The sequence below is a fragment of the Veillonella parvula genome (genome assembly GCF_040094895.1).
Lineage (GTDB): Bacteria > Bacillota > Negativicutes > Veillonellales > Veillonellaceae > Veillonella > Veillonella parvula_L.
Genome location: NZ_JBBNGV010000002.1, coordinates 411,848 through 431,353 on the forward strand (window position 1 = coordinate 411,848; position 19,506 = coordinate 431,353).

The window sequence follows — 19,506 nt, forward strand, 5'->3', positions numbered from 1 at the left end:
CTAACGACCTTCTATAACCCCTTCCATGGAAATAAATAATGATTGCAAATCCTGTAATATTTCAGGCGATGCATTCCAATAGCCACGTTGAGAAGCCTCTAGCAAGGTTTCTGTAATGCGCTGTAAGGCCCAAGGATTTACATTGCGCATCCAGTCTTGTACTGTCTTGTCTAAAGCATACTTATTAGCATACCCTTCATAGACCCAGTCTGGTACGACATCACTCGTAGCATCCCAACCAAAGGTATGGGATACGACATTCGACATATCCGATGCCCCTTTGTAGCCATGTTTCATCATGGCTTGAATAAATTTAGGGTTCTGCGTTTCCCCTTGCACGACGCGGCGAATTTCGTCACCTAAGGGCCTCATCACAACACGACTGCGGTCTGAGCTATCCCCCACATAGGCGCGCGGCGCACTGCCCTTTGCGGTGCGCACCGCCGCAATGAGACCACCGTGATAACTATAATAATCGTCGGCACTCATAATATGGGTTTCTCGATTATCTTCGTTCTTAATGGTCACATCCATCGTGGTTAATCGACGTTGGAATAGCCTCATGTCCTGAGGAATGTCCTTGTGCAGGTGAAAGCTACTCCACTTGCTATAAACTTGAGCAATATCTTGTAAAGACTCCCAGTTTTTGCCTTCAATCAAGGCACCTACACCCGTGCCATAAGCTTGGGGCGGATCGCCAAAGATGCGGAGTCTAGCCTTTTTAGTAGCCAATAGAGGGTCCTCACCTTGCTCAACGAGCCAGTCTACATCATCGTGAATATGCTTTTTCACGTAGTTGTCTTCCAACGACTCATCTAATTCTGCCACCATTTCAACGGCTTTGTCGAGCCAGTCGATAGCAGTAGGCATCATATCTCGAATGAGGCCACTGATGCGGCCCATCACATCGATGCGAGGGCGCTGCAATTCCTCTAAAGGAATCACTTCTAAACCTGACACGCGACCGCCCGATTGCCATTTAGGTCGAACTCCTAACAAGTAAAGGAACTCACCCAAGCACTGACCATGACTTCTAGAATTGCTCGTAGCCCATAGGATGATGCCAATCGTCTCAGGATACCGTTGTTCATTCAAAATATAATCAGCGATAACTTGATCTGCTAACTCTATGCCTAATTGATAGGCTATCTTCGTCGGTAAAGCTCTTTCATCTAAACCATAGAAGTTACGCCCCGTAGGCAGTACGTCGACTTGACCGCTCGAGGGGGCTCCACCTGGACCGGGCTCTACATATCTGCCCTGTAAGGCATTTGAAATAGAGGTTAGCTCGTTCTTGGTGTCACCTAATTTTGGAATATACTCTCGAACGATCGCATTCGCCAAAGGTTCTAACCGTTCGGGCACTGTATAATCTGGTATATTGATCACATGCCTTACAAAGCTACGCAATTCATTCCAAATTCGATCTATGGTAACACTATATCGTATACCATCTGAATGAATTTCGCCAGCATGTTCCGCCATATAAGACCAATCATAACCTAATTCTTCTGCGATGGTGGCAAGGCCTGACGCGATTTCACCTTGAGGAGTGCTTACAATAGCAGTAATAAACTCTTCTAATGCTTCCCCTTCAGGACCTTGCCCCAAGATGTGCAAACCATTGCGCATCTGCATATGTTTCAAGTCGCTCAGCTTTTCGTGGACTTCTGTAATTATATCGTCCACCACCATAGTAGGCCCCTTTTCTTCATCGATAAGATGACAGACCAGGGCCTTTTCGCGAATCACTTCGCCTATGTCAGCTACACTCTCAGGATGCTCCTGTTCAAAATGACTATGCTCATCTAGTAAAGCTTCTAGCTCTTCAAATTCATCGTAGAGCCCCGCCGTTGTCATCGGTGGCGATAAGTGGCCCACTAAACAGGCTGAACTACGCCGCTTAGCCTGTATGCCTTCCCCAATGATGGTTGTCCAGTACGAGTAGATATTCGGCAAACTAGAAATACCGATTTCAGGATAACAGCTAGCACTGAGACCAGCCCCCTTACCTGGTAGCCATTCTAAGGAGCCATGTGTGCCTACATGAATGACCGCATCAGCTTGAAAGACATTCCGAACCCAGTGGTAAAAGGCCAAATATTGATGCGGTGGAGGTAAACAAGGATCGTGATAAATGGCAGATACATTCTCCCCGAACCCGCGCGGTGGTTGCACCGTAATCCACAGATTGCCATTGGAAAAACCTGGTATGATGACTTCATCATCGTAGACAAATACATCTCCTGGTGCCTCTCCCCAAGATGTAACCATAGCTTGTTGCGTATCTGCTGGCAGTGTTTCAAAGTATGCTTTGTAATCCTTACTGCTCAAGCGACCTTCAGCCGAAGCTAGCAACTCATCGGTAAGCATGGAGCGGTCGTTTGTCATGTGGGATGTAACACTGTCCATTAAATCTGCACTCGTATCAGGCACAGAATCTATCGTATAACCTTCCTCTTTCATCTGTTCTAATAATCGTAGCACCGACTCAGGTGTATCAAGGCCTGCTGCAGAACCAATATTAGAATTCTTAGGCGGATAGTTATGTAAAACAATGGCTATCTTTCGCTCAGATACAGGAATATGGTGCAGCTTAGACCATTTAATAGCTCGCTGAACGACGGCCGCAATGCGCTCTTTCACGGGTAAATACACATAGTGACCACACTCATCAAAGGTCTGACAGGCCACTACACCGCCTTGAATAACACCATCTAACTCAGGCTGTGATATGGATAAATTCACATCTAACGGCGTAACTCCTTGTGGATTCTCAGCCCAAGATTTCTCATCCATGTATATGGTATACCCTTGAACGATAGGTACGTCCTGTAATTTTAACTCCTCCAAGGTTTGAGCCCCTAAGGACTGGAAGGAGAATTTACAAGTATTGATAAGCACGTCAAAGGGGAATATATCCTTCCCAAAAAGATGGTTCATGGACAATTTCATATTCGGAATGCCTACGCGAGGATTCGAACCGTATTGCCCATAAAAAATAATCGGATTGTACTGATGTTTATAAATTTCTTCAAATAAGGCCTGTTGATAATAAATATCCCCCATAATCCACTCGTCACGGTAAAAGTACACCGCGATGGACGGCCAATCAGGGTTTCCTTCGGCATCCATAAACTCATCATAGGTCTCATAGATATTGCCTGCTCGCCCCATAATGGCTTGCCACGGAATTCGGTCAGGTGCTTCCCATTCAGAAATTGGTTTTGTACTGAAAGCGCCGTTAATGAGCCGCACATAGTTCATGATGCCACTAGTACGACGATAACTTTCAAGACGAATCCGTTTATCCTCATCTATATTACGATACAGAATATCCGTTTTCTTAGGTTCTACCACATCGATCCAGTATTTTGGATGATGCGCATATAGCCATCGTTCAAGGCGTTCTAAGAATGGCGAGTCTAAGCCAACCCCCATGTTTGTTACGAGTACTACATCGGCAGCATGAAGGCGACTTTCAAAATCACCGTCCCAGAGAGGAGACTTTTTCATATTGCAAATATCCACCTCACCTTGTATCAATTCAGGGTAGGTAGCAACGGCCTTTTCTATATATTGGATTTGTTTTCCTAAGTTAGAAATATACATGAGTCGACTCATGATCTACCTCCGAGACACTCGCAAAATACGATCTGCAGTAATAGTATCCATGGCATAATAACTGCCATTCATCAATTTACATAATTCCTTAGCCAATCCAAGTTTGATAAAGCCCGTTTCCGTATCGATAACGATACAATCTACAGGCAAAGTACCAAGGATACGAGCCCATTGCTTGGACTCCGCTACAGGGTCCTCAGAATCACCCGACGTAGCTCGACCATCGGTGATATATATAATCTGAATTCGTTCCGCCCGATGGGCACGCAACAATCTATCGCACATGGTATAGGCCATCCGTAAACCGTGAGCTAACGGCGTTTTACCGCCTGTAGGCATAGAGGCTAACAATCGCTCTGCTCGCTCAACGCTGCGCGTAAAAGGCAATAACACCTCTGCCGACTCCTTGCGGAACGCAATGAGCCCTACCGAATCACGGTGGATATAGGAGTCTCGCAAGAGACTGAGAATAGCCGCTTTAGTGGCCTCCATGCGATGACGCGCCGCCATAGATCCACTGGCATCTACCACGAAAAGTTGATATGCACCAATGCGCTTTTCACGGGCTTTTCGGCGATAATCCTGAGGTTTTATCACTATAGCTAATCCCTTACCGCCTTGATGCTTTAATTGCTGGGACTGAGTAGATAGTTTTTCTTGTTCCATTTTAGTAGCAGCCCGCAATCGTTGGTAGGGTGCTGCTGCACGCAATGTATCGACTAGCGCTAAGTCCTCTAGCGCATGTTCATCTTGGTAAGCTCGAATCATACGCCCTCTAGTGTCCTTTGTTTTGGTCATGAGGCGACGACCTGAGCCCTTGCGATACTGACGGTCTACTGTTTTAGAGGATTCTAGTTTCCATTGGAATAATTGGTTAGCTATACGGGCAACCGTATCGGGCAAACATAAAGAGGATAAGCGTTGTGAGTCGTCTCCACCTACGTTCATAGCCTCGGAATCACTGGATTCCTTCTGTGTAGCATCTAAGTCGTTAGATTGATTAGAACCATCAGCTTCACTTGAATCGTCTTGCTGAGAAGATGCATCTTCTGCACTATTCATAGCAGAATGACTATCCCCATCATTAGCATTTAAATCGTTAGGACTTGCTTCATTCCCCATAGAATCATTTTGGTCCGCTTCATATTGTGCATCTTCATCAGTTTGATCCGATGCATGTTCGGCCCTATTTTCTAGTTGATTTCTATCCGTTTTACTATTTCCATTCTCCCCTTGTGAAGGCTGTGATGTGGTTGTGTCATCACGCTTCATCCGATGAGGCAGTACATAAAGAGCGGCCCGCTCTGCATGAATGGGCTTACAGTAAGACCCCCCCTCAAGAAGAGCTAGTGATTTCATAACTTGAAGCAATATAAACTCTGCACCGTAACCTACAGTACGAGCTTGGAGTGCATAGGAAATGGCTAATGAAATCATTGCATCAGGAACGGCAATAGATGAAATCCGCTTATGATCGATTAAACTGACTACATCCTTAGATGAGTGCTCTTCTGTTGAAGGTAACACAGTATCTGCACAAGAAATTCCATCTCGAGTTTGTTGTAATACCGCTACCCTAGATTCCAATGAAGCTAGTTCCATAGATACGTGTACGTCTACGAGTTCCCATTCCGCATCAGTTAAGGCTCTATCCTCATGGTTTATGGTCATAATCAACAAGATTTGGCGGCGTTTTGCCTCTGTTAATAAGGCATGACGCACTTCTGGGGATACCACATGACCATCATCGATGAGCCAGCATCGCGTATTATCGTCATCTAATAGACTAGAGGACATAACCATCTTGCCTTGCTCGAGAGAGGCTTCAAAATCGATGCTTTCTTGAAGTTGTGAGCTATCTATATAAACCGGTATAACACGATAGGGAATATGCCATGTATTGAGGCACTGACGAACCATAAAACTTTTACCGACACCAGTTCCCCCAGAAATGACAATGCTATGTATCTGGTCGTTTACAAGGCCTATTTTGAGAGCCTCTTGTACAGATGTTTCCATAGCTAGCCCTCGATTACCGCAGATACTGCTGTATCGATGCGGTCTTCGTCGTGACCTTGTTCTTCAAAAGGCAATCTCCGCATGCGATGTTTTAACGTCAATCTTGCGGCCACCTTAATGTCGTCATCTATGATTTGTGAGCGACCGTGAAAGGCTGCATGAGCGCGAGCGGTGTGCATCATCGTAATGTCTGGGCGATGTCCATCAACGCCAATGCCGATACTGATGCTCGCTATCTTAAGGAGAATATCATCAGATGGAATAATAGTTGGCAATAATTTGCGAGCTTGTAGCAGGCGCTCATGTAATGCTCGCTCCGATTCCTCATAAGACGCTATAAACGCTTCTGGAGCATCGCCAAATGCAAGACGTCGCTTAATCACCTCCATCCGCTGTGCTGGATCCTGTTCACCATAGACCATGACGGACAACCCAAAGCGATCTAATAGCTGAGGTCTGAGGTCCCCCTCTTCAGGGTTCATAGTTCCGACGAGGATAAAACGAGACGGATGAGAATGGCTTACCCCTTCCCGTTCTACGGTGTTTACACCCATAGCGGCCACGTCTAGCAAAATATCTACAATGTGGTCATCTAATAGATTCACCTCATCTACATAGAGGATATTTTGATGTGCTGCGTGTAAAATCCCTGGTTCAAAGGCTTTTACCCCCTCTTGCAAGGCCTTTTCTAAATTAATAGACCCTACAACGCGGTCTTCCGTAGCATTTATAGGTAATTCTACTACGGTCATCGCATCAGCCCCTGTTTCCATGGGAGGTAACAGGCTCGGCAATGCACGTACAGCCGTAGACTTTGCAGTGCCCTTTTCGCCCTCAATTAACACACCGCCGATGGACGGATTGATAGCATTCAGCAAAAGGGCCAATTTCATTTCATCTTGACCAACAATAGCAGTAAATGGATATGACATAAGCCTAACCTCGCTAGGAATAGCAATACAAATATATCAAGATAAACAGGAAATTTACTGACCTATACATAGGCACTTATATGTCTATTTCAGTTGAGGGTCAATTGACATCTCTCCACTAGTCTCTGTTTGTTTATAATCCTCAATATCCGTAGTTCCTTTTGGGAACACAAAGATACGTTGTTGTTTGAAATATGGATCGTCGTAAACTGCTGCAGACAAGTGGAAGGCAGCTTTTAAATTATCTGCAGTGAGCACCTCTCGCGGCGTTCCTACATCAACGATGCGACCATCGCTTATCAAGACGAGCTTAGTGCAATATTTGGCAGCTAATTCTAAGTCATGAACGACGATTAAAATCGTTTTGCCTTCGTCACATAATCTGCGCCCCTCATGAAAGATATCGTCAGCATATACTAGATCGAGAGCAGCCGTCGGCTCATCTAGTAATAGGACCTCTGTTTGTTGTGCCAAAGCCTTTGCTAAGAATACCCGTTGTCGTTCACCACCACTCAAAGATTGTACAGAACGATTCCGCAGATGATAAACGCCTACCTCTTTCATAGCCTGTTCAACGATAACTTTATCTTCAGGGCCTTCTTGTTCCCACCATTTCAAATAAGGATAACGAGCGGTCATCACAATATCGATGGCTTCATAATCGAAGGAAACATTAACGGACTGCTGCATATACGCCACATAATGAGCGATTTCCTTGTCGCTCAAAGAAGCGATACTTTTACCATCCCAGAAAATATCTCCACCAGATGTAGGATAAAGTCCACGCAATGCTTTTAACAACGTTGTTTTACCAGAGCCATTAGGGCCGATAATGCCTACGAACTCGCCCCGGTCAATAGCAAAGGATGCCTCTTTTACAATGGTTGTGTCTCCTAATGTGACAGATAGAGATTGAACATCTAGTTTCATTAGGCCCCTCCTTTACGACGCAAGCGATGAAGTAAATATAGAAAATACGGTGCCCCTAATAGAGCTGTCATGATACCTACGCGAATCTCAACTGGCTGAGCAATAATGCGACCTAATGTATCACAGAATACGAGGAATAATGCGCCTCCAACGGCCGCCATAGGCAATAGTATTCGATGATCTGGCCCTACTAAGATACGCACAATATGTGGTACCACAAGACCTACAAAGCCAATGGAACCACTGACGCACACCGCAGTAGCAGTAACGACAGATGCCAAAAACAGGAATAGCATGCGATACACCATAACAGGCAAACCCAAGGCACGCGCCTCTGTATCGCCGAGAACGAGTACATTCAGGTGACGACCGAGCATCATTAATATAACGCTGCCCGTCATGATAGGCCCTACAGCAAGCAGAACGTGGTCCCAACGACGGAAATCAAGTCCACCCACCATCCAAAATAGGAATTCACGCAAGCGGTATTCATTAATCATCGTCAAGATGCCCGATGTGAAAGCACCGAGTAGCATACTAACAGCAACCCCTGCTAGCAATAATGTAGTCGTGTCGAGCTTGTTATTACGCCATGTTAACAATATAGTAATCCCAACGGATACAAAGGCTCCGACAAAGGCAAAAGCAGGCATGTAAAACATACCGAGAGATGTCACGCCAAGAGCAATGGCAATAACCGCACCGAGAGATGCCCCTGCGGATACGCCCATAATACCTGGATCAGCCAACGGATTCGAGAATACCCCTTGCATAACGGCACCAGCCAGTGCCAAGGCGCCTCCTACAAGAAGTCCGATGATAAGGCGCGGCATGCGGATAAACCACAGTACCGCCTCTTGTTCAGCCGTAATAGGCTCCGTAAAACTCACAGGTATGCCCATGCCATTTAAAATACTTTGCACACCCCCTCCAATAGGAATCATAATGGTCCCTACATGGAGCGCCAATAAGCTCACGATACATAGCAATACCCCAATCAGAGTTATGGCCATGATGCGTTGTGTCTGTTTAGTCATGAGAATTCCTTTCTAATTGAGGATACACAGTATACATAATGGCTAGCATCGCTTCCCCAATATGCTGATTCATAGTATATAAGTACGCTGCCGGTAAAGGCTTAACACGATTTTCCTTGATAGCCGGCAGATTTTGAAAGGCCGGATTTTTTAAATATCGATCCGCCAAATTCTTGTCCATTCCCTTATAGGATGGAATAAAAATGTAGTCTGGATTCATGGCTAATACCCGCTCCTCCCCAAAGGGTATGTGCGGCGGTAAGCCAATCCGATTCGGTGCATTATAGACGTTCATGTATGTACACATATCATCAAAAAGGCTTCCTGTTCCCGTATATCCGTCCATAGATGATACAAAGAGAACCGTCTTGCGCTGCTCAATTGGAATAGATTCTGCTAGGTGCTTTATTTCATCTATTTCACGATGAATCTTCCGAATGTAAAAGCTACCCTTTTCATCTTCGCCGATAATATGAGCAATATCCATCACATTCTGAATCACTCCGTCCACCGTAGAAGGGGTAGGTACCACAACAGTGGCTATACCCATGTGCCGTAAACCATAGATAACATCAGCCGATATATAATCTGGCGCTATAACGAGATCCGGTTTCAAGGCTATGATTTTCTCCAAAGGATACGAACTCAACACTGGTTTTACCAGCTTTGCGCGCTTCGCCTCTAGCGAATATTCCTCATAGGTAGACAATTTATTAATGCCTGCTAAACGTTCTGGTTCTATAAGTCCTAATAAAATTGTGTCGACCGCAGAAGACAGTGATAAAATCCGTTTTGGATGCTCTGGAACAGCAACTTGAACGCCATCATGACTGTCAACATAACGAGTATATGGCGTTACATTTGCCTCCGATTGAGGTCCACAACCCGCTATACATACACAAAGGAGTATCATCAAACATATGAAAAATCCAATTTTCTTGTTCATGATGATACTCCTTGTATAGTTCTAATTAGTGATTACATAAAGACTAGAATTTTTGAGTATAGCTAAGTTGGTAATTAAATGGTTCATCCCAGTATTCCCAGTCGCCGTTGGAAATAACATTATGACGGTTTAACAAGTTACGTGCATCTAGCCGCAAGGATGAGTTTTCATTGAACTGATAGCCTACGTATGCATTCCAAGCTATAAGATTTGGGTTTGTACCGCCATCGCGGTTCTTCATCCGTTTTGTGACAAAGTTGATGCTAGTACCTGCAGTCCAGGTTGAGCTATTGTAATGGATACCCCCTGTAAATTGCAATTTAGGGTTAGCTTGTTTCCAATAGGTCTTATCGATTTCTCGTTGTTTTGGATTAGAATACGATGCACCCACAGTCATTTTTAAGTGATCTGTTAATTTACGACCATATTGGGCTTCGATACCGACATTTCTATAGCGACCACCATTTACGCGAATCGTGTTTTTACCATTGCTATCCGGTTTCCAAGAGAAGAAGTTTTTAAAGTCCATATAGAAGAGCGCTACTTTCCAGCTATCTTTGTTAGTAATGTGTTTATAGCCTAATTCGTAATTCCAACCTTCTTCAGGTTTCAAATTACGTCCACTAACAGAGGCATAGCCTTTATTAATTTTCTTGAAAGTATCGCTTAAGTTCGGCATTCTAAAGGCTTTACCAACATTTATGTACATGGATGATTCCTTGTTGATACGATGTTGTAATTGGAACTGTGGAATTAATACGCGCTGATTTTTTACAGGATCTTTAATATCCGAATAACGCAAGCCTAAAATACTAGTCCATTTAGGATTGATTTGATAGGAGTATGTACCATAAATGGCATAACTATTGCGATGTGGATTTCCATAGTATGGACCAGATTTAGTGCGATATGTTTCTCGTTTACCAAGTACACCTGCAATGAAATAATCCTTACCACCGCGGAAGTCCCATTCATGTTGCACATCGAAACCATATTGTCGAGCAATATAGTTGTTATCACTCAACGTATATGTCTTTTTACTATGTATGCGACTTTTACCATACAAATCTCTATCATTGTAGAAGATTGTACCTGTAGTATTGCCATCTTTATAAACTAAAGACGCATTATTTTTAGTATCTTTATAAGCATATGTTGTAGAGTGAAGCTTTTGCTTAATAGGATTCGTTTCTGTACTCAACTGTCCAAAGGAAGAATTACCTTCAAAACGGCTAAAGTTCAAAGTCAACTTATCATTTAATTTACCGCTCATAAATACACCTAAGGAATTCCCTTTGTTACGAGCTGTATAATATTCATAGCCTCTAGCATAAGCACCGATATCGGAGCGGATAGGGGTTTCTGGATCTTGAGCACCAAAGAAGTTACGTTCCACACCAATTAAGAAGCGAGGCGTGCCATAGTTAATTTTATAAGTTTGGCGACCCATATTACCAAAACCTACCGTAGCAGAGCCCCCTTCTTTACTTGGAGTCTTAGTAATTACATTGATAACACCACTCATAGCATCAGCGCCATATAAAGCAGACGCTGCACCTTTTAATACTTCAATGCGTTCAATAGAGCTAGTCGGAATAGAGCTAAGTCCGCCCTTGCCATTGAGGTTCATCGGTACCCCATTCATGAGAATCAAAGAGCCCCGTTCAAGACCACGGATATTCACACGGCTATCCATAGCCCCATATTCAAGACCAGATGCACCATAGGAAAAAGACGTAATGCCGGGTACCATATTAACCGCATCAAATGCATTTTTGGCACCACTATTAGCTAAGTCCTTTTGAGTAATAACATCCATCGCAGCCGGCGTATCTAAATCTAAAAGAGCCATGCGATTTGCTGTTACATTAATAGTATGGATTTCAGATACTCCATTAGTTTCACTTGATGCAGCTGTAGTGGGAGTCTTATCAGCACTTACCTCTGCTGCATATCCATTCACAGACAATCCTATCAATGCTAAACCTACAAGTATAGATATACGATGCTTAATTTGTTGTCTCATACCAAATGCCTCACTTAACACATATATATATTCACACAATTATATAAACTACATATTTGTATTATTACACATTTATTTGGACCGCACAAAACCCATACCCCTACCACTACTGCATTCTCGGGGAATTGTATCGTTAATACATATTAAAATTTTTGTGTATAACTTAATTCATAATTGAATGGTGCATCCCAATATTCATAATCTCCATTGGATACCACATTATGACGATTCAAAAGATTGCGTGCATCGAGGCGTAATGTAGCATCTTTATTAAAGTGATACCCAACGTAAGCATTCCAAAGAGCAATGTTAGGATTCAAGCCACCATCGCGATTGCGCAAACGTTTGGTTACAAAGTTCAAAGATGTGCCTGCATCCCACGTAGAGCTTTTATAATGAACACCGGTTGTAAACTGTAACTTAGGAGCCGCTTGTTTCCAATAGGTTTCATTCATTTCCTTTTGTTTTGGATTAGAATAAGAACCACTTACACTCATTTTGAGTCGATCTGACAAATGTCTACTATACTCAGCTTCAATCCCAACATTGTGGAATTTACCACCGTTTACGCGAACGGTTGGGCGACCATTTACATCAGGTTGCCATTGGAAGAAGTTCTTGAAGTCCATATAGAACACGTCCACCTTCCAGCTATCCTTCTTATTAAGGCGTTTATAACCTAATTCATAGTTCCAACCCTCTTCAGGCTTAAGATTTTTACCACTTACTGCTGTGTATTGGCGGTTTACACTGCGGAATGTATCACTCAAGCTAGGCATCGTATACGCTTTCCCTATATTTAAGTACATGGAGGAATCTTTATTGATGGTATGCAACAATTGGAACTGAGGCGTTAACACATGTTGGTCCTTAATAGGATCACTAATAGCTGTATAGCGCAAGCCCAAAATGGCAGTCCATTTTGGATTGATTTCACGAGAATAGCTACTGTACACCGCATAGGTATTACGATGAGGCCGTGTGTACACAGGGGCCTGTGTGGCACAATAGGTTTCTTGCTTACCTGTAACCCCGGCAATCAGGTAGTCCTTACCGCCTCTAAAGTCCCATTCATGTTGTACATCTATACCATATTGACGAGCTACATAACTGGTTTCGGTCGGCTTGAACTGTTTAGCACTATGAACACGGCTTTCACCACGCATAGTACGGTCATTATAAAACAATGTTCCCGTCGTATTGTCATCCTTATAAGTCAAAGATGCATTGTTGCGGTCATCCTTGTAATGATATGTCGTAGAATGATGAGCCTGTCTCATAGGATTTGTTTCTGTACTAATCAGACCAAAGGAGGAACGGCTTTCAGCGCGATTATAATTTAAGGTTATCTTATCTGAAAGCTTACCACTCATGAACACGCCTAAGGAATTACCCTTGTTGCGCGTAGTGTAATAATCATAACCCTTGCGACCCGTATAGTCATACCGCACAGGTGTAGATGGATCTTGAGTTCCCCAGTATTTTCTATCAATTCCAATAAGAAAACGATCAGTACCATAAGAAAGATCAAATCGCTTAGCCCCTCGATTGCCCACGGCTACTGTAGCAGAACCGCCCTCTTTTGACGGCGTCTTTGTAATGATATTTATAACGCCACCCAAAGCTTCTGCACCATATAAGGTGGAGGCTGCCCCCTTCACGACTTCGATGCGCTCAATCGCACTAGTAGGTATAGAGCCAATTCCGCTCTTACCATTTAAGTTCATAGGTACACCGTTTACAAGAACAAGTGCACCGCGGTCGAGGCCACGAATATTCGTACGGCTATCCATGCCACCAAAATCTGCGCCAGACGCACTAAAGGAATTAATGGTTACACCCGGTACATTGGCGACCGCATCAAAGGCAGTCTTAGCGCCGCTATTTTGTATATCCTCTTGGGTAATAACAGAAGTCGATACTGGTGTATCTAAATCTAATAACGCTGTACGATTAGCTGTTATATTAATAATATTTGCCGCCTCTTGACTTTGATTAGTTGTTACATCTACAGTATAACCATTAGTAGTCACACTAAATAAACCTATCATTGTGGCCGCATATACATATTTATTCATTTCATTTATCATCCTATATCTTCTATTAAAAACTATTTAAAATCTATTAATTTATAGCTTAAATACTACAACAACGGGCAATTTAGTGTAGAGGATACGAGTATCCTCATATCCCCTACATAATATATATTCCATATTAAATTTGCTTTTTATTCATTTTATTCCAACTAAATCTAGCTATTCAAATCACTACTCAAAGCTATATCTTATATAAAAAACATCTGATTTGGGTTCGCCAGTTGTATTTATAGCACCGCCTGACCTAGCTGCAAGTGCAAGTGCATCATTATCTAGAAGACTAGAGCCACTGCTTTCTTCAATTTTAGCACTTACATAATTACCTTCACCATCAAAATAAACTCTAATAGTAACTACTCCGGTAATACCTCGTCGAACAGCTTGTGGCGGCATTACTTTATTAGCATCTAAGCTAGCTCGGTATTCAGAAACATCAAAGTAACCCGTACCTTCCGTATTACTAGTACCAGGATTTCCCACTTCTGAGCCTAGCCCATCATTAGCTTTACCACCATTGCCAATGTTACCACCACCAGGGCCAGGTACATTTCCACTCCCTGGAATGCCAACAGGATTATCAGTATTACCATTCAAGTTGACTGATGCCATCTCATTACCACCTAAGTAAGGATTCAGATTTTTTAAGCCTTCTGTGGGCTTTCCCGATAAATCAGGCAACACACTACCTGCTTTACCGCCTCCTGCGACTGGTTTGTCGTCAGGTTGAATCTTTAATTTCTCAGGATCTTTCTTCTCTTGAGGAGGTTCTTGCTGCCCCATATCAAGGTTGATAACCAAGTCTTTTTTGGGTGTTTCTGGAGGTTTTATATGACCAAACCAATCACCTACAACACCCCAATATACAAGATTTAATGCCAATGCAGCTACGAAAGGAATTCCATATCGTTTATCTACCATAGAATCACTTCCGTTCTGTAGCTACGCTAACAAACCGAGCACCACTAATTTTAAGATTATCTAAAATATTGATAACGTCCTTATACGCAATATCCTCAGAGGCACGCACAATAAATGCCTGTTGAGGTTCTTTTGCAACAATACCTTGAATTTCATTGCCCAGTTGATCAGGGACAATCTCACGTTCATTCAAATACATCTTATGTGTAGCTGTTAATGAAATTGTGATAGGCTCAATCGTCTTTGCAGAAGAAGAGGAAGCCTTTGGTAAGTTAAGAGGAATTTGTTCCTCTGTATTCATATACAACGTACTCATCATGAAAAATACGAGCAAGAAGAAAACGATATCAATCATAGGTATAATCATGATGGTAGGTTCTTTTTGTATGCCTACTGAACTACGTTTCATCGTTGACTCCTAATATATAAATCCATAATAGAACCTAATTTTTGCTCTAACTTTGCGATATCTGAATTTACTTTATCTGTGCACCAACTATGGATGGCTAATGCTACGATGGCTACTGAAAGCCCTGTTGCAGTGGCAACCAGCGCTTCGGATACGCCGCCTGTAATAACAGTAGGCGCACCAATATCGCCACCAACGGCCGCGAAGGAGCGGATCATACCAACAACAGTACCCAAAAGGCCAAGTAATGGAGCCATTGTTACCATCATGCTAAGCCAGTTAAGACCACGTTTTAAACGTTCATCCATGTACCCTACCACATCATGTAAACGATTCTCTAAACCTTCCGCACTATATACAGACTCCACGATAGGAGACACGAATCGACTCAATGCATCATCACTATTTTTTATAGAATTCTCTAGAGTAGACCAATTATTACTATTACGACCGGCATCAATGCTATCGGACAACTGCTGTAACTCATGATTGATGTTTCTGTACGTACGAATACGTTCAAATAAAATAGTACATGCTGCTAACATGAATAGTACAAGTGGATACATAACGAAACCACCTGCATTAAATAGGTGAATTGTATACTCCATCATAGCCTCCATATAATATATAAAATTACGTGTTATTTAACAAAAAAATGGTCATCTATATTATTAGATTAACCACCAACATTGACATTATCCTATAAAGTATTTATAAGTACAATAACCCTATACCCCCTACCGTTATGATATTTCTATAGGATTCCATTCTAACTACATATTCCATCCACCTTAAATATACATCTATCCACTATATATAGACAATATTAAGTTCTCGCATAAAAGCTTCATAATTATTATAAAAAATATAATAATTATATCTATTAAAACTATGCTCAATAAGATAATCTCTCATATTTTATAGTTGAAAATCATTATAATTCACGTTCCACCATCAAAAATCTTTTTGTATTTTTATGAGCTTATTATTACTCCATGAATATAATTTATTCACACATGAATAATACTTATACTCCAGACTATCCATATCTTTACGGTCTATTTATTACTCCTATAGCGCTCAATATATCTTATAAACTTATTAACTTATACTCAAACTATAAATATTACAATCTATATAAAAAGAGGACTAAGCCTTCATGGGCTCAGTCCTCTGATTATTCTCATTATAATAGCATAAATCCTTAAAGCAAATTATATGCCATGTATAGCTCTTATTTATTTTTTAGCTTTATCAGCTTTTGCCTTTTTATTTTCTTTTACCTTTTTAGGTTTTTCTTGTTTAACCTTTATTGGTTTTTTCGCATTAACAGCAGAACCTGCAGGCTTTACAAATGCATTGTTAAGATTTGTTGCCACTTGCAACGCTACATCCACATTTGGCGTAGAAACAATGGATTGACCAGCTACCGTTACAGTGTCACCACTATAGGATGCAGAACCTGGTGTCACTTGATTATTATGATACAATCGTGCCAATTTACCAGCCATGTAATAAGCACGCTCTTCGCCTGTGTAGCGGCCACTACCTGCTGGAGTATAGATATTATCACCGTTTACGTACACAGTACCATTCGATACATTTACATGATTCCCAGAATATGTGTACATACGAGAAATATTATTGTTCACCCGATCGGACAACTTTGGATGGTTATTAGGTGCTACCACTTGTGAAAGCCCTTCACGGTAGTGTTCCCCCACTTTGTTGCGCAGTACTGCCATAGAACCAGCTGCACCACCCACATTGTATGGAGACTCACTTAAAATCTTAAAGCCTAACTCATCAGCGGCTTTTTCTTGACTCATCGTAAACACTTGATTGGATAAGTAGTTACCTGCCACATTAGATAAAATAGCCGCACCTTCACTGCCGCCAGCGGCAATGCCGACCGCTGTAGAAAGACCGATTTGCTTCTTAGCGCCATTAATAATATCTTTATGCTCGCCATGAGAGATTTCATGAGCCATTACATAGGCCAATTGATCATCATCTAGCGTATCTAGAGCACCCTTGTTAATGGACATAACGCGACCAAGTGTGGCAAACGCATTGAACTCCTCATCAGGATTTGCATATACAACATAAGAACGCTTTACACTAGGTGTAGCCTCTAATGTCTTCATGATACGATTTACACGCTCTTGGGCTGCACTATCGTTTAAGTAACCAGTTTTCTCTTTTGTGCGTGCCAAACTCTCCTGTTGCCCCTCTACAGAATTATCCATTTTATTTAATGCAGTAGATACGTAAGCCATAGCAATAGCACCACCAGCTAAAGATTGTACCGCAGCAGAAGCAGCATTAACAGAAGCCGTTTGCATCATAGTAGGTGCCATTGTCACTGCCATAGCAATAGATAAAGTAGCCGCTGTAAGTTTCTTATTCATTCTCTCAACCTCTTAAACAATGATATAGCTATATAATAAAACAATATAGAATGTAAGAAAACGTCAGAATTTCCACACTACCTATATAATATTACTTCATGATAAATATAGAATGAATAATGGAACAATCATTCATCTATCATAAGATGGTGCAATCTATTATGGTTAATTCAAACATTGCAAACTATTGATCTGTCGTTACTGGTTTAGCTGAAAGTACTACCGCTTCTTTACCATCTTTAGAAACAGCGCCACCATGTGTATAGCCTACTACATCAAAGCCTGCCTCAGCACACTGCTCTGCGATGCTTTCATAATTTTCATTCTTACCACGCGTACATGTAGAAAGATGTACCGTAGTAACACCTTTTTTCTTAAAAGACTCAATCTTCTTAGCTAGATCCCCACCACTATGTGTGAACCCCACCAACTCAATATCCTCATCAGCATAACGCTCAAAGGAATCCGCTTTATTCATAAATGCTTTCAAACAACCGCCACAAGAACAGCGCTGCATTGTATCCTCATTTACAAGGACTGCAATTTTTTTAGACATAAAACCTCCTGTCAAAACATTGTACGCAATCATTATACCATAATCAATATAAAACAATGTATCTCAGGATACATTACTTACAAGAAATACCCTGATGTACGCCATTATAAATCAGGGTGTTATATTACATAATAGCTTCTTCGCGGCCAAATTTACCGTTTTTGTATTCCCCATAAGCGAGGAGAAGCTCTGTTTTATTTGTCATAACAAATGACCCTTGTTTTACCACTGGTTCATTGAGTGGTTCTCCAGCGAGAACGAAGATTTCAAGACCTTCATCACCAGACTCTACCTCAAAGCGCTCTCCATCATTGTTGAAAAGTACAAAGTCTGCAAATTCTATGCTTTCACCATTGGCACTACCTGTACCATTAATCACAAGGAAGCCTGTATTCCAAGTCATATTCTCAGAAATAGAGATCCATGAATTAGGTTGAAGTTTTAATTTGTAAATATTCATCGGTGTATGGGATTTAGCAGGACCTGTTATATGTCTGAAAGCACCGGTGTAAACAATGGCATCGATTGTTTCATCAAGAGATTGATACCGCCCCATTGTGGTAGCAGGTATATATTGATATGCAGGTGCATCGTTTTTATGACGTTCAGGTAGATTTACCCATAATTGTAAAGCATGGAACAAACGTCCCCGCTTTGCATATTCTTTTTCATGAAATTCTTTGTGCAAAACACCACTAGCTGCAGTCATCCATTGCACATCACCAGAGTGAATAATACCACTATTACCAGCTGCATCTTTATGTTCAATGGAGCCGGAAAAAGAAAATGTTACCGTTTCAAAGCCTTTATGGGGATGTGGAGTGACACCTGTATCAAAAGGACTGGCCTCAAAATAATATGGCTCGTTATAGTCGAGTAACAAAAATGGAGACATACGATCAAGCATAGGTGACTCATCGCCATCAGGGAAGTACTGACGTACTCTAAATCCATTGCCTACCCAATGAATATCAGGAGCTTTAATAATTCTTTCAATTGTTCTTACAGGATTCATTCTATCACCTCTTAATCGAACAGGATTCATAATAGTTGTATTATATATGAATAGACGCTCATATATCTCAATACTATTATATCTATTTTTTTCGATATGTCAAGGGTGGGATATTAGAATAGTAATTCACATAAATTTAAAGTTACTCAACTAGTTTACGTTTCGATACCATAGGTACTGTGCACCACGGTATCGTTTAGATGTAGTTGGCCTTCTACCATTAGCCGCGGCTTCCTATCACACTCGCCCATGGCGACATATAATACAATGTTTTAATGTACAGCATATCCTTTAGGGCTTCGTCGAACCTGATGCAATGGACGTATGCGTCGCTCCGCTCCTTTACGCCCTATTGCCCTAGGTTTCCCACGCCGTCCCATAGATTACTATCCATAGATAATACTTGTACAACCTTGGCTGGAGATGGCTCTAGTAGGTATGAAAGCTGTACTCATTAGAGCACAAAAATAGAGGGCCAACCCTTTAGGGTTGACCCTCTATTTTATGCTTAATCAGCAGCTTCCTATCCTCCCAGGCCGTCTCCAGCCAAGTACTTTCGGCGTTTATGAGCTTAACTACTGTGTTCG

At 41.9% G+C, this 19,506-nt stretch carries 14 protein-coding genes; all 14 read right to left on the reverse strand.

What is annotated here, in order from left to right:
• The 14 genes from cobN to AAAT26_RS05960 all read right to left on the reverse strand — a co-directional run bounded on the left by cobN (position 1) and on the right by AAAT26_RS05960 (position 18,919).
• The gene (gene cobN / locus AAAT26_RS05895) at positions 1-3,624 is read right to left on the reverse strand and encodes a cobaltochelatase subunit CobN (protein ID WP_349208982.1); all 3,624 of its coding nucleotides are present in this window, start codon (positions 3,622-3,624) and stop codon (positions 1-3) included.
• A 3-nt stretch (positions 3,625-3,627) separates the two neighbouring features.
• Entirely contained in the window at positions 3,628-5,643 is a 2,016-nt protein-coding gene (locus tag AAAT26_RS05900) for a VWA domain-containing protein (RefSeq protein WP_349208983.1), read from the reverse strand.
• Between the two features lie 2 nt (positions 5,644-5,645).
• Positions 5,646-6,575, reverse strand: coding sequence for a magnesium chelatase ATPase subunit I (locus AAAT26_RS05905; protein ID WP_349208984.1), 930 nt, complete (start codon positions 6,573-6,575; stop codon positions 5,646-5,648).
• A gap of 84 nt (positions 6,576-6,659) precedes the next feature.
• On the reverse strand, positions 6,660-7,505 hold the full coding sequence (locus AAAT26_RS05910; protein WP_349208985.1) for an ABC transporter ATP-binding protein: 846 nt from the start codon (positions 7,503-7,505) through the stop codon (positions 6,660-6,662).
• Positions 7,505-8,542, reverse strand: a complete 1,038-nt coding sequence (locus AAAT26_RS05915; protein ID WP_077707897.1) for a FecCD family ABC transporter permease — start codon at positions 8,540-8,542, stop codon at positions 7,505-7,507. The genes AAAT26_RS05910 and AAAT26_RS05915 overlap by 1 nt, the downstream gene beginning before the upstream one ends.
• The gene (locus tag AAAT26_RS05920; protein WP_215676141.1) at positions 8,535-9,488 is read right to left on the reverse strand and encodes an ABC transporter substrate-binding protein; all 954 of its coding nucleotides are present in this window, start codon (positions 9,486-9,488) and stop codon (positions 8,535-8,537) included. The genes AAAT26_RS05915 and AAAT26_RS05920 overlap by 8 nt, the downstream gene beginning before the upstream one ends.
• Positions 9,489-9,531: 43 nt before the next feature.
• Positions 9,532-11,514, reverse strand: a complete 1,983-nt coding sequence (locus AAAT26_RS05925) for a TonB-dependent receptor plug domain-containing protein (protein WP_349208986.1) — start codon at positions 11,512-11,514, stop codon at positions 9,532-9,534.
• A 143-nt stretch (positions 11,515-11,657) separates the two neighbouring features.
• Entirely contained in the window at positions 11,658-13,604 is a 1,947-nt protein-coding gene (locus AAAT26_RS05930; protein WP_349208987.1) for a TonB-dependent receptor, read from the reverse strand.
• A 177-nt stretch (positions 13,605-13,781) separates the two neighbouring features.
• The gene (locus tag AAAT26_RS05935) at positions 13,782-14,528 is read right to left on the reverse strand and encodes an energy transducer TonB (RefSeq protein WP_349208988.1); all 747 of its coding nucleotides are present in this window, start codon (positions 14,526-14,528) and stop codon (positions 13,782-13,784) included.
• Between the two features lie 4 nt (positions 14,529-14,532).
• Complete coding sequence (locus AAAT26_RS05940; protein ID WP_004694375.1) at positions 14,533-14,937, reverse strand: ExbD/TolR family protein; 405 nt, start codon at positions 14,935-14,937, stop codon at positions 14,533-14,535.
• Positions 14,934-15,545: a MotA/TolQ/ExbB proton channel family protein gene (locus tag AAAT26_RS05945; RefSeq protein ID WP_004694376.1), complete on the reverse strand. Its 612-nt coding sequence runs from the start codon at positions 15,543-15,545 to the stop codon at positions 14,934-14,936. Before AAAT26_RS05945 ends, AAAT26_RS05940 begins: the two co-directional genes overlap by 4 nt.
• A gap of 630 nt (positions 15,546-16,175) precedes the next feature.
• On the reverse strand, positions 16,176-17,348 hold the full coding sequence (locus AAAT26_RS05950) for a M48 family metallopeptidase (RefSeq protein WP_349208989.1): 1,173 nt from the start codon (positions 17,346-17,348) through the stop codon (positions 16,176-16,178).
• 184 nt (positions 17,349-17,532) lie between these two features.
• The gene (locus AAAT26_RS05955) at positions 17,533-17,904 is read right to left on the reverse strand and encodes a CGGC domain-containing protein (RefSeq protein ID WP_012863665.1); all 372 of its coding nucleotides are present in this window, start codon (positions 17,902-17,904) and stop codon (positions 17,533-17,535) included.
• 124 nt (positions 17,905-18,028) lie between these two features.
• On the reverse strand, positions 18,029-18,919 hold the full coding sequence (locus AAAT26_RS05960; RefSeq protein WP_021147517.1) for a pirin family protein: 891 nt from the start codon (positions 18,917-18,919) through the stop codon (positions 18,029-18,031).
• Positions 18,920-19,506 lie beyond the last annotated feature (587 nt).

What these genes read in the sequence shown, in the direction of transcription:
- AAAT26_RS05900 (WP_349208983.1), bottom strand. Translation starts at nt 5,643, where the DNA reads ATGGAAACATCTGTACAAGAGGCTCTCAAAATAGGCCTTGTAAACGAC.
- AAAT26_RS05915 (WP_077707897.1), bottom strand. Translation starts at nt 8,542, where the DNA reads ATGACTAAACAGACACAACGCATCATGGCCATAACTCTGATTGGGGTA.
- AAAT26_RS05920 (WP_215676141.1), bottom strand. Translation starts at nt 9,488, where the DNA reads ATGAACAAGAAAATTGGATTTTTCATATGTTTGATGATACTCCTTTGT.
- AAAT26_RS05930 (WP_349208987.1), bottom strand. Translation starts at nt 13,604, where the DNA reads ATGATAAATGAAATGAATAAATATGTATATGCGGCCACAATGATAGGT.
- AAAT26_RS05960 (WP_021147517.1), bottom strand. Translation starts at nt 18,919, where the DNA reads ATGAATCCTGTAAGAACAATTGAAAGAATTATTAAAGCTCCTGATATT.
- AAAT26_RS05905 (WP_349208984.1), bottom strand. Translation starts at nt 6,575, where the DNA reads ATGTCATATCCATTTACTGCTATTGTTGGTCAAGATGAAATGAAATTG.
- AAAT26_RS05940 (WP_004694375.1), bottom strand. Translation starts at nt 14,937, where the DNA reads ATGAAACGTAGTTCAGTAGGCATACAAAAAGAACCTACCATCATGATT.
- AAAT26_RS05955 (WP_012863665.1), bottom strand. Translation starts at nt 17,904, where the DNA reads ATGTCTAAAAAAATTGCAGTCCTTGTAAATGAGGATACAATGCAGCGC.
- AAAT26_RS05925 (WP_349208986.1), bottom strand. Translation starts at nt 11,514, where the DNA reads ATGAGACAACAAATTAAGCATCGTATATCTATACTTGTAGGTTTAGCA.
- AAAT26_RS05935 (WP_349208988.1), bottom strand. Translation starts at nt 14,528, where the DNA reads ATGGTAGATAAACGATATGGAATTCCTTTCGTAGCTGCATTGGCATTA.
- AAAT26_RS05950 (WP_349208989.1), bottom strand. Translation starts at nt 17,348, where the DNA reads ATGAATAAGAAACTTACAGCGGCTACTTTATCTATTGCTATGGCAGTG.
- cobN (WP_349208982.1), bottom strand. Translation starts at nt 3,624, where the DNA reads ATGAGTCGACTCATGTATATTTCTAACTTAGGAAAACAAATCCAATAT.
- AAAT26_RS05945 (WP_004694376.1), bottom strand. Translation starts at nt 15,545, where the DNA reads ATGGAGTATACAATTCACCTATTTAATGCAGGTGGTTTCGTTATGTAT.
- AAAT26_RS05910 (WP_349208985.1), bottom strand. Translation starts at nt 7,505, where the DNA reads ATGAAACTAGATGTTCAATCTCTATCTGTCACATTAGGAGACACAACC.